Source organism: Schlesneria paludicola DSM 18645 (assembly GCF_000255655.1).
GTDB classification, from domain to species: Bacteria; Planctomycetota; Planctomycetia; order Planctomycetales; family Planctomycetaceae; genus Schlesneria; species Schlesneria paludicola.
On the sequence record NZ_JH636434.1, the window covers coordinates 2,781,948 to 2,793,293 of the forward strand.

An 11,346-nucleotide genomic window follows, 5' to 3' on the forward strand; every position below is an offset into this window, starting at 1 on the left:
CAAACAACGAAGGAGGGGGGGCGAATGAGTCGACCGGCGCAAAAGGATTTGACCGAGCGGGAACTGCAATTAATGCACGTCTTCTGGGACGGCAACGAGATGACAGCCATTGAGGCCCGTGATCGACTGGCCGAGAAGGGGACCGATCTAGCCTACGTCACCGTGGCGAACCTGGTCCGGATTCTGATCGAGAAAGGGGCGCTCAGCGCAACCAATGACGAGCGACCATTCACCTACGCGCCAGTTCGTTCCCGCGAAGAGGTGTCGCGCGGATTTGTCGGCGATCTGATCGACCGAGTCTTCGGAGGCTCACGCGAAAAGATGCTGGTTCATCTGCTCGGCGGCAATCGCCGTCTCACTGCAGCGGAACGAAAGCTGTTGGAACAGATCCTGGAGGACCAGCCATGAATGATGTGATCTCGACGATGACCTGGTGTGCCTTGCAGGTCAGCCTGCTGGCTTTGATTGGTGTCACGATTGCCTCGCTCATTGCCCGTCGCTCCGCGCCACTGGCCTGCTCGGTCCTGTTTTCTGCCGCGAGTACCGCGGCGGTACTGACCGTGCTGGCCCCCTTGCCGATTCACAGTCTATTCGTCGTTAACGCGGGCCGCGACTCGCTCGAGCACGACGCGGCTCAAAGTCGTTCAGCGCAGTTGTCATTGTCGATTTCCGATTCCAAGACGGCGGCGGCGACATTGGAGTCGACGGCTCATCTGATGTTCGATCCAAGGGGACTGCTCGTCGGGTTGCAATCCGTCGCCCGACGTGTGGAGATACTCGAAGAACAACATCGTCCCATCGTGTACGGGAGCAGCCTGCTTTTGCTGGCGATGATCTCGCTGGGTTTATTGCGACTCACAGCCGAGGTGCTGCATGTCCTGCGAACGCGTCGCGCCAGCATGGCACTGGACAATGCGGCGTTGCTCGGTGAAGTCAACGTCGCCGCGACGAATCTGGGATGCCGAATGGTTCCAGATGTGCGAGTCCATCCCGAGTTCAGTGACGCTGCCATCATCGGCTGGTTTCGACCAATGCTGATCCTGCCGCGCGAGTGGGATGAGTGGACCGCCTGCGAGCAACGCGCGGTGATCACACATGAAATTGCCCATATCGTCCGTCATGACGCTCCCTGGCGAATGATGGCATCGTGCGTCCTGGCCATGCATTTCTACAACCCGATCGTCCACTGGCTGCTCCGCCGCGCAGTGCTCTATCAGGAATTGTCGACCGATCAGATGGCGGCCGAAGTGATGGGCCGACGAGACTATCTACGGTCGTTATCGAGTCTGGCGATCCGACGGGATGACCAATGGGGGCGAAATGTTTCACCCCGCATTCTGCCGGTGTTTTCGGGACATTTGATCAAGAGGATCAAAGTGTTGCATTCCAAGGAAGGAATCCGAGCAATGAACAGTCGAAGAGGACGAACGGCCGCATCCGCAGTGATTTCCGCAGCGTTTCTGGTGGCTGGGTTGGCAGCAATCGCCACGCGGGGAATCGCTCAATCACCACCTGACGAATCGAAACCGAAACTGACAGTGCAGCCGGTTTCGACCAGAGGAAACCTCAACATCTCGAGACCAACAACACCCCGAACGGCGAATGAGATGTTTCACCGTCAGCCACTCGATCCCGAGACAGTGGGATCATCAAATCCTTACGGGATGGTGGTCATTCGGGTCCGCGAACTGTTTGAGAACCCCGCCATGCAGCCCTACCGCGCTGCGTTAAATGACATTTTTTCATCACAGTTCGCCGCCGCAGCGAAGTTAAAAACAGCACCGGCCATCAATGTTGATACGATCGAGTGGATCGCGGCAAGGCCTTGCTTTACCACCAAATCTGCCACGGACACGACCAAGTCAAAGGTCATGTTTGGAGCAGGCGGATTCATCATTAAGCTGAATCAACCTCTCGATTTGAACCACTGGATCAATCAGAACGCCATCGAGATTTCAAAGTTTACATTGGAATGCGATCAACCTAGTCAAACGATGGATGTCTATCAATTTACGTCGGCGGTCTTAGGCCCGGTTCCAATTCAATTTTGGATGCAAGATCCGTTGACGATTCAGATCAGTTCGAAGGGAACTGCGATCACCGCTGACACAAAATTGTCGGACTTGGATTTATCCCCCAAACCACCATTATCGACATCGAACGTGACCATCACGAATTTCGTGCCTGGAGCCACCGAAACCAATTCATGGGCAGAGCCCTGGAACCGTATCGACGGCGGATTGTTCAGTGTCGTCATGCCTAAGTGCGACAACAGCGGAGCCCTGGCCGACTTCAAGAATCGCGCGGACCTCCAAACAGAGTCCTATCGATCAATCGGACGACGATACGAAGAACTCTGTGCACTCTGCTTGATGACCGGGATATCCCTCGATATCGCTCGAGAAACGCCCCAAGTCAGCATTCGTGTCAGCATGGTTCACTCGTCACCGGAATCGGCCGCCAAGTCTGAGGGCAATCTGAAAGCACTCCTTGAACTTTGGCAGACCGAACTTACCGAATACTTGAACCGCAGTGGAAACGAACCTGATCGAATGAGCAGCTTCGTGCAAGTTGAGCTCATGAAATCGCTCTTCGAAGCGGCATCATACGAGATCAATAAAGTGGACGATGCCTCAACGGAATTACGGATCAACGCATCGGTGCCTTTTGCAAAACTTTTCGCTGCAGCCGTCGTTTCCGATAAGGTTGAGAAGGTCGACTAATCTCCGTCTTGGGCAACAAGGCGTCTCAAGCGACATTTCAATCGATCGAACGCGTCGCGGCCACGAGTCCGCTCCTAACCCCGTCAGCGTTTCGAAATCGGGACGAACTTTTGAGCCCGTTCGCCGTAGATGTCCCCGACGTACACGTTGCCCTTGGAGTCCTGAGCGATGCAGTGGGCGCCCACTGTTTCTCCAGGCTTCAATCGCGACGTATCGGGGACGTCCTTATTGGTGCCGATGTCTCCCAACGGCAACATCCACGTTTGCAGCACGCGACCGTTGGTGGCAAACCGCATAAAGACCTGGTCCTTGTACTCGGGATAAACTCCGTGACGGTACCACCAATGCGGAGACGATCCACAAACCCACAATTGATCGTCCTTCGTGACCGACAGCCCCCACGGCATGAGCACATTCGACCATTGATCGAGGAACTTTCCATCCTGATCAAAGAGTTGAATCCGACCGCTATTGCGATCGGCGATGTACAGGACACCTTTCGAATCAACCACGATCGCATGTGGCAGCACGAACTGACCGGGATTGGGTCCCGCCGCTCCGAACGTCTTCACATACTGGCCCTCTTTCGTGAAATGCACGACCCGACGATTGCCGTAGCCGTCCGTGACGAAGATGTCTCCTGCCGGAGTCACCACCATGTCGGTTGGCATATTGAAATGGGTCTCGTCCTGGCCTTTCTCTCCGCGCGTGCCCAAAACCATCAATACCTTGCCTTCGGGCGAGAATTTTTGGACGACATGCAGACCAAAGTCGGCAACCCAGACATTGCCCTCTGGATCAATCCGCATCTGATGCGGATTCAAGAACTGCTCCTTACCCCACGTCCGGACAAATTCGCCGTCAGCGGTATAGACCTGGACCGGGTCAGGACCTTTTCGAAAGAACCAGACTTGGTCCTGGGCATCCACCGCCAGCCCCGAAACCCAGCCCTTGCCGCTGACATGGTCCGGCCGCTTCGGCCATGCCGGATCAACGTCAAATTCTGTCACAACGGGATCGTCGTCTTTGGCCGCCCAGGTTGGCGCGGCAATCAACGCCACGGCCAAGAGACTCAAAACAAAAAACGCGTTCCGAACAAAGCAGCGATCAAAGAAGGAGCAGACGATCACGGTTCGGTTCTCCAGCAATGATGTAACAGCCTGTTGAAGTCAGGGGGACAGGCACCTTGGCGTTGACGATGTCATGGCGTTTTTTAAAGCTAGCAGGAGCCAGTCCCCGTTACTTCAACAGACTGGTAAGACACAGCAACGACGAACACGATCGACGAGGCCGATTCATGCACTGGCCGGACCACGTCGCAGAATGTCCCAGACAATCTTGCCATCCTGACCGTCGAGTAGCGAGCCTACGCCGCCCGGACGCGGGAATGTCAGCTTTTCGGGCTCCAACCCAAACAGATGCAACAGCGTCGCGTGATAGTCGAAATGATTGACGATTTTCTCGACGGCCTGATGACCAAATTCATCGGTTGCCCCATAGGCCAAGCCGGCTTTGGTGCCGCCCCCCGCCAGCCACATACTGAAACCATGCGTGTTGTGGTCGCGGCCGATGTTCTTCTCATTCTGAATCACGGGCAGTCGGCCCATCTCGCCACCCCAGTGGACCAAGGTCGTATCGAGCAACCCGCGTTGTTTCAGATCTTTGACGAGCGCCGCCGAAGGCTGGTCGGTGACCTGACACATTTTCGGCAGGCCGGTCAAGATGCCGCCATGATGGTCCCAGTGCTGATTCCCAGTATGAATCTGCACAAACCGAACTCCACGCTCAATCAGGCGTCGCGCGATCAAGCAACGTGTGCCGTACTCCTTGCAGACCGGGTTGTCCAATCCGTAAAGCTTTTGAGTTTCTTCCGTTTCCTGAGACAGATCGAGTGCCTCTTTCGCAGCCGTCTGCATCCGTGCGGCCAATTCAAAGCTCGAGATCCGTGCGGCCAGGTCATGCTCACCGGGATGATTCGAGAGATGATCCTGATTGAGTTGCTGCAGATAACTGAGATACCGTTTCTGAATGGGCCCCTGTGCATTCACCGGCGGATCAAGATTCAGAATCCGCGGTTCCTTGGGGCGAATGACCGTGCCCTGATAGAGCGACGGCAACCAGCCGTTGTTCCAGTTCTCGACCCCAAGAACTGGCAATCCTTGGGGATCGGTCAGAATCACAAACGCCGGCAGATTGCGATTCTCGGACCCCAGTCCGTACGCCATCCATGATCCCAGCGCGGGCCGGCCACCCTGGATGCGACCATTGTTCAGTGCGTTAATCGACTGGCCGTGATTGTTGACGCCCGTGCGCATCGAACGAATCAGACAAATGTCGTCTACAACCGTAGCCAGATGCGGCAACAGTTCGCTGAGTTCCGTCCCGCATTCACCATGCTTGGCGAACTTCCAAGGGGAAGCATACAGCTTGGAACTGGCTTCGGCCGCGTTGTCGTATTGAATCTGGCCGGAAAAGGTCTGCATGTGCCGTTTGTCGAGTTCCGGCTTGGGCTCGAACAGATCGATATGACTGGGTCCACCTTGCATGAACAGCGAGATCATGGCCGTGGCCTGCGGTTCTTTCGGCGGCCGCTTGGCGGTCAGATCGAACGTCGGTCGTTCCAGATTCGGCTTGATCGGCGCCGACCGTGCCTCTTCCTGCAGCAAATGAGTCAATGCCAAAGACGACAGTCCAAAGCCCGTGGTCGCAAGGAAGTGCCGACGGTGATGAGCGGAAGAAGCCATCAAACGATCACTTTCTATTTCATGTCCAGCCGTATTCTCTGTGCCTCTGTATCTCCGTGTCTCTCAACCCACCAATGTGGTCCAAACAACGTTTGACGTTGAGGTAGGTCCAGTGGTGGGGCGGGAGACACAGAGGCACGGAGACGCAGAGGAAATCCAAGACTCAGTCGATGTAGACGAAGGAGTTTGAACTGAACAAGGCTTGGCAGAAGCTTGCCAACGCGCGTTCAGCAACGGGCAGTTCACTTGGTTGTTGAGGCGCGGGAATTTGTTGCCGCTGATCTTCAATGAAGGTCAGGCTGGCCGTTAGTTGATTTGGTGTTGGAGCGCGTCCAAACGCGATCCACCAGGCCTGAGTGACCTGTGTCGCGGTGTCGGTCCCAACTGTTGCTTGAAGTCGCTTTGCGAATCGGACCGATTCATTGATCACAAAATCGTTGTTCATCATCAACAGCGCCTGAGGTGCGACGGTCGAAACGGGTCGCAGGTCGCAATTGGGTGACAGCGATGGCATGTCGAATGGTTCGAGCATCCCTAATGGCAGTGTTCTGCGAACTTGAACGTAGACGCTTCGGCGGAACTCTTCTTCGCCCAGCCCGACGGTCTTTCCTGTCGGGCGCCCAGCGGAATCACGCGTATCAATTCCCACCACCACCTGTCCGACATCATCAACCGTAACCGGCGACGGCTCACCACACATCTTGTCACTGAGCACACCGGAGCTCGCGAGAATCGCATCGCGAATCGATTCGGCCTCAAGCCTTCGAACAGGCATTCGCCCTAACAGGCGATTCTCGGGATCAACACGGTCGATCTCATCTCGACGAACCGACTGCTGGCGGTACACGGTCGAACTGAGAAGTAATCGGTGAAACCGCTTCGACTGCCAACCATCGGTGGTGAAACGCGTGGCAAGCCAATCAAGCAACTCCGGATGCGTGGGCCGCTCGCCCAGAAACCCGAAATCCCCAGGGCTGGCCACGATTCCCTTCCCAAAGTGATGCAACCAGAACCGGTTGACCAAGACACGACCGAGCAGCGGATGGTTGCCATCCGTCAGTTGCCGGGCATAGGCGAGGCGGCGGCCACTGGTGGGCAACTGCGGATCATCGTGCGGAACGCTGGCCGAATGAACCGAATTCAGAATCAGAAGTTCCCCAGGTTCCACGACCTGCTTGGGCTGCGCGAATTCGCCTCGGCTGAATAGATGCGTGGGCGGGATCTGTCCCGGCACTTCCGTTAAGCAGGGAACATAGTCCTCTTTCGGGCGGCGGGCGCGAATGTCGGCAATCTGCTTGTCCCACGTTTCGTTGAACTTCTGAACCCGAGCATGTTCGTAGAGATACACACTGCCGCGATCGACATTTAGGCTCGGCTGATCCTTCAGAAGTTGCGTCTGTTCGGGACTGCGTTTGTCGGCCGCCGTGGTGCGCGCGGTCCGCGCCAATTCCCGTTGTTCTTCCGGCAGCTTGCCGACTTCGCGTTCGAACACTTCCTGAACGATCGCGTCAAGCTCTGTCTGGCGAATGTCGGACTGTTGTTTAATCTCCACATCGACGGCCTGGGCCAGCTTCAGTTCGTCGGCCGACCACAATGACACCAGACGCGACTGCGGAGCGCGCCAGTTCTTCCAGTCATAAGAGGGTTCGAACAGGGCTCGAAAACGGTAATAGTCGGTTTGAGCAATCGGATCGTATCGGTGGTTGTGACACTGAGCACATCCGACGGTCAGTCCCAACAGCGAGGTGGAAACGATTTTGATCGTCTCGGCCATCACGTCATTGCGCGCGATATTCGCATCGACACCACCGGCGCCCGTTCCATCGGGTGCCATGCGCAGGAATCCTGTCGCCGCCAACTTGTCCGCCGCATCGGCACTCAGGTTTTCGTACGGCAACGGCAGCAATTCGTCGCCCGCCAATTGCTCGACGATGAACTGGTCAATCGGTTTGTCGGCGTTGAACGCACCGACCACATAATCACGGTACTTGTACGCATAGGCTCGCACCGGGTCGGTTTCGGTGTACCCATCGCTGTCGGCATACCCGGCGACATCCAGCCAATGCCGCCCCCAGCGTTCCCCAAAATGCGGCGACGCCAACAATTCGTCCAACAGGCGTTCGTACGCATCTGGTGATAGATCATTCGTGAATCGTTCGATGGACTCCACCGTTGGTGGCAAGCCATGAAGATCGAAAGTCAAACGGCGAATCAATGTCACCCGATCGGCTTCGTCGGAAAATCCCAGTTGCTGTGATTCGAGTTTCGCGAGCAGGAACTGATCGATCGCTGAACGAACGACGTTCGCCTGCTGAACCAGAGGAACCGGCGGATTCTGGATTGGCTGAAATGACCAGAAGGCGCGTTCTTCTTTGGTGAAGTCATCGACCGGAGGATGCTCTGGCTCGGGCCGCGCAGTCTTGGCACCCGTGGCGACCCAACGACGAATTATGTCGATCTGTTGCGTGGTCAGCTTCTTATCACCGGGTGGCATCTCGCCCGCAATGACGCGCTGCAGCAACGGGCTCTCTTCCGGCTGACCGATCACGATTGCGGGCCCGCTATCCCCTCCATGGGCAATCAGACGTGCAAGCCGCACATCAAGGTGCCCCTCCACTTTTTCTTCTTCGCCGTGACAGTGAAAGCAGTTGGCCTTCAAAATCGGCCGCACATGCGATTCATAGACCAAATCGCCAGGCGAGTCGGCCGTCGCGACGGCACTGCTCAACCAGACCAAGGCAATCCACACACTGCAGCGGGCGGGTGTTTTCATGGCGGGTGTTTTCGGCGGGAAGGAACGTAGCACGCATCAATTATGTTGGATGATTGGCTTTCTCGCAATGGCGAGATGAGGCTGGATTAGGAGATCCTTCGGAGATCGCAGGGATTCTTCGCGCCCTGCGTTTTGGGGATGCAGGCGTCGATCGAATGACAAATCTATTGATCTAATTTCTTTTGCATTCAGTCTTTGTATCGTCAGCGTCAACAACCAAAGGCACGCACCTGGGTATGTCGCGGTGAAACGAGGATTGACCACGGGCAGGGTACAAACGCGGTTGTCGGCGCGGGTCACTCGTGATTGTCTGGCCTGTCAGCTATCATCTGCCAAATGTTCGTAGATCAAGTAAAAATCATCTGTAAAGCAGGCGACGGTGGCCCGGGTTCTTGTAGCTTCCGGCGCGAGGCTCACGTTCCGCGCGGTGGTCCTGACGGCGGCGACGGCGGTCGCGGCGGTCACGTCATTATCGAAGCCGACGAAAACATCAGCAGCCTGGTCCATTTGGTAGGCCTGCGTCATTGCACATCGGAAAACGGTCATCCCGGCCAGCCTACACTGAAGGCCGGCCGCATGGGCGAGGACACGATCATTCGTGTGCCGCCCGGGACTGTCATCCGCGATGCAACCCGAGGCTTCATCCTGAAAGACCTCGTCGAGCACAACGAGCGGGTGATCATCGCCAAATCCGGCGACGGCGGCAAAGGGAACGTCAAGTTCATGTCGTCGACGAACCGCGCACCGCGCGAGTTTGGGCCTGGGGAGCCTGGTGAAGAGCGCGAAGTCATCCTTGAGCTCAAGGTGATCGCCGACGTCGGCCTGATCGGCAAGCCCAACGCGGGCAAGTCCACATTGCTCAGCCGACTGTCACGAGCCACTCCCGAGATCGCGAACTATCCGTTCACGACAAAATATCCCAACCTGGGGATTGTGAACGTCGGCCACGAGCGCCAGTTCGTGATGGCGGACATTCCGGGATTGATCGAAGGGGCACATGCCGGCATCGGCTTGGGTCACGAATTCTTACGGCACGTTGAACGAACCAAGATGTTCATCCATCTGGTCGAACCCGCGCCCGATGATCAGTCGGACCCCGTCGAAAACTATCTGAATATTCGCGAAGAACTTCGCCTGTACGACGAAGAATTGGCGAAGCGGCCCGAGATCGTCTGCATCACAAAGTGTGAAATGGCAGATGCGGATGCTGCCGCAGAACTGCTTGAAGAACGCATCGGACGGCCGGTCCTCAAGATCTCGTCCGTTGCCGGAAAAGGGCTACCGCAGCTGTTGCAACAAACGATCCGCAAGCTGGACGAACTGCAGGAACCGCCGATCGACTGACGCAACTGTTCTGTTGCGTCGCATCACCTCACGCGAGATCGTTCCCCCACGCACCTGCGAAAGGTCGAATCAACCGCACCACTCCAACCCATCAGGCAGTTGGAAGGCGGAATATTCGATGTGGACCACCCTTCGGTGACTGGGCAGTTCGCACGGGGACGACGCGTGGACCAGCAACGGCCGCATCAGCATGACGTCACCAGCACGCGCCTCACAATGAACGGCCTGGGCGCCGTCGATCAGATGTCGCAATGCGTCGTTGGAGAGTCGCCCCAAAAGGTGCGAGCCTGGAATCACACGGAGTGCTCCGTGATTCGAGGGCGCATCGTCCAGATGGATGCGAATCGCCAGCATTTGCTGAGAGACTTCGACAGGTGGAAGGAGATGGGCGACACCATCTTTTCCTGGACGCGCCTCGTAGCCCGCGACCGGAAGAGTGCCACCCGCATGAATTGCGACATCCTGATGCCACCGCACGGGCCAATTGGCGCCCGCCGTCTTATCAAAGAAGACTCCATACACGGGTACTGCTGCCGGACCGAGAACCGATCGAGCCCAGCTCACAAACGGAGGCTTGGCCATCGTTGCACGAAGTTCGGGACTATTGGTCAGAAGGCGACGAATTCCAAACAACGAATCCCGACGAACGGCGGCAAAGTCTTGCTGCCGCAATGACGCACAGACGGCCCTCAGCCTCTCAACCTCGCTTGGGGAAACCGCGTCAGGAATCAGCGTGAACCCGTCGCGCGCCAAGGCGTCCGTCCAACATTCCGAATCACACGTCGCTCCGTGATCCATCGTCAATGGCGTACTCGCTTCCATTCAACGGAAGAAAACGCCTGCGGATCTCGCTTCGACTATCGGCTGTGATGAATCCGCAGACCATAGCTGAAGGGGTAGTATGGTGGATCCCATGATCCGTAACCATACCCAGCACCATAGCCACCACCGTAAGGGCCGTAGTTGTTGACGTTGGTCGTGCCTCGCTGAATGACCGTCGGCCGCATCTGGTTGAACAGAAGCTCCATCGTCGTATCGTGACGATAGCTCGGATTGGCATTGTACTCGGCGCGCAGGAACGGCAACCCAAAATAGATGTCTCGGTACAACTGGGCCTGTGACGGAATCGCCGTCACAGCGTCATCGGGCTCTCGCAATCGAGGCGTGATGACGGGCTCGTTGCAGTTCACGCAGGGTGGCACTGGATCAACGGAGAGAGATAACGGTTGCTCCGGCGTCGTTGGCGATGTCACAGGTGTGCCGCGCGGCTTGACGACGTCCCCCACGGCGGGCGTCGGTGGTGCGTCGAGCTCGGGAGCAGGGGCGGGAGCGACTTGTTCAAGCGAGACCGGACGAACCTGAATTCGATTGTCGTCCTTGGCTGCAATGCTCGTCGCATGCACGGCAGGACTGACCGTCGATGTCGTGACGCGAACCCGTTTGGCATTCGCGGTCGACGATCCACGCGGAGCAATCGTCACTGACCAGTCGTCATATTCATAGATCACGGCTTCGGCCGCGAATCCAATCGACGCCGCTTGGCAAAGCAGGCCCGCAGCGATCATTCCCGATTTCCACGCCCATCGCATGATGTCACCCAATTTTCCCGATGCCTTGCGGCCAATCGTCAATAAAACGGCCATGAGGTCTCTGACAAGCCGAATACGGACCGCGCGATTCGTCGGACGAGCTTCACTCTGACCGACCGCAAGCGGTCCGCACACGGCTGTTGGAGCCCTTGATTCGATTCACGCTAAACGGG

The 11,346-nt window shown here is 57.0% G+C and carries 8 protein-coding genes; 3 read left to right on the forward strand and 5 right to left on the reverse strand.

What is annotated here, in order from left to right; all coding sequences use genetic code 11:
• The first annotated feature begins 24 nt into the window (after positions 1–24).
• Positions 25–408 carry a BlaI/MecI/CopY family transcriptional regulator gene (locus tag OSO_RS0113805; protein WP_010583864.1) on the forward strand — a complete coding sequence of 128 codons (384 nt, stop codon included), beginning with the start codon at positions 25–27 and terminating at the stop codon, positions 406–408.
• Positions 405–2,723, forward strand: coding sequence for a M56 family metallopeptidase (locus OSO_RS0113810; RefSeq protein WP_010583865.1), 2,319 nt, complete (start codon positions 405–407; stop codon positions 2,721–2,723). The genes OSO_RS0113805 and OSO_RS0113810 overlap by 4 nt, the downstream gene beginning before the upstream one ends.
• 83 nt (positions 2,724–2,806) lie before the next feature.
• Here OSO_RS0113810 and OSO_RS0113815 read toward each other — a convergent pair whose 3' ends face one another.
• The 3 genes from OSO_RS0113815 to OSO_RS0113825 form a co-directional block, all read right to left on the reverse strand.
• A complete protein-coding gene (locus OSO_RS0113815; RefSeq protein WP_010583866.1) occupies positions 2,807–3,853 on the reverse strand; it encodes a peptidyl-alpha-hydroxyglycine alpha-amidating lyase family protein in 1,047 nt (348 codons plus the stop codon).
• A gap of 165 nt (positions 3,854–4,018) precedes the next feature.
• The gene (locus tag OSO_RS0113820) at positions 4,019–5,467 is read right to left on the reverse strand and encodes a DUF1501 domain-containing protein (RefSeq protein ID WP_010583867.1); all 1,449 of its coding nucleotides are present in this window, start codon (positions 5,465–5,467) and stop codon (positions 4,019–4,021) included.
• A 163-nt stretch (positions 5,468–5,630) separates the two neighbouring features.
• Positions 5,631–8,240 carry a PSD1 and planctomycete cytochrome C domain-containing protein gene (locus OSO_RS0113825; RefSeq protein WP_010583868.1) on the reverse strand — a complete coding sequence of 870 codons (2,610 nt, stop codon included), beginning with the start codon at positions 8,238–8,240 and terminating at the stop codon, positions 5,631–5,633.
• Positions 8,241–8,576: 336 nt separating this feature from the next.
• Between OSO_RS0113825 and obgE the strand changes: the two genes are divergently transcribed.
• Positions 8,577–9,584, forward strand: a complete 1,008-nt coding sequence (obgE, locus tag OSO_RS43445; protein ID WP_040591660.1) for a GTPase ObgE — start codon at positions 8,577–8,579, stop codon at positions 9,582–9,584.
• Between the two features lie 69 nt (positions 9,585–9,653).
• On the opposite strand, the gene OSO_RS0113835 is transcribed toward obgE, so the two are convergent.
• Positions 9,654–10,382 carry a phytanoyl-CoA dioxygenase family protein gene (locus tag OSO_RS0113835; RefSeq protein WP_010583871.1) on the reverse strand — a complete coding sequence of 243 codons (729 nt, stop codon included), beginning with the start codon at positions 10,380–10,382 and terminating at the stop codon, positions 9,654–9,656.
• A gap of 59 nt (positions 10,383–10,441) precedes the next feature.
• On the reverse strand, positions 10,442–11,227 hold the full coding sequence (locus OSO_RS0113840; RefSeq protein ID WP_157605181.1) for a hypothetical protein: 786 nt from the start codon (positions 11,225–11,227) through the stop codon (positions 10,442–10,444).
• Positions 11,228–11,346 lie beyond the last annotated feature (119 nt).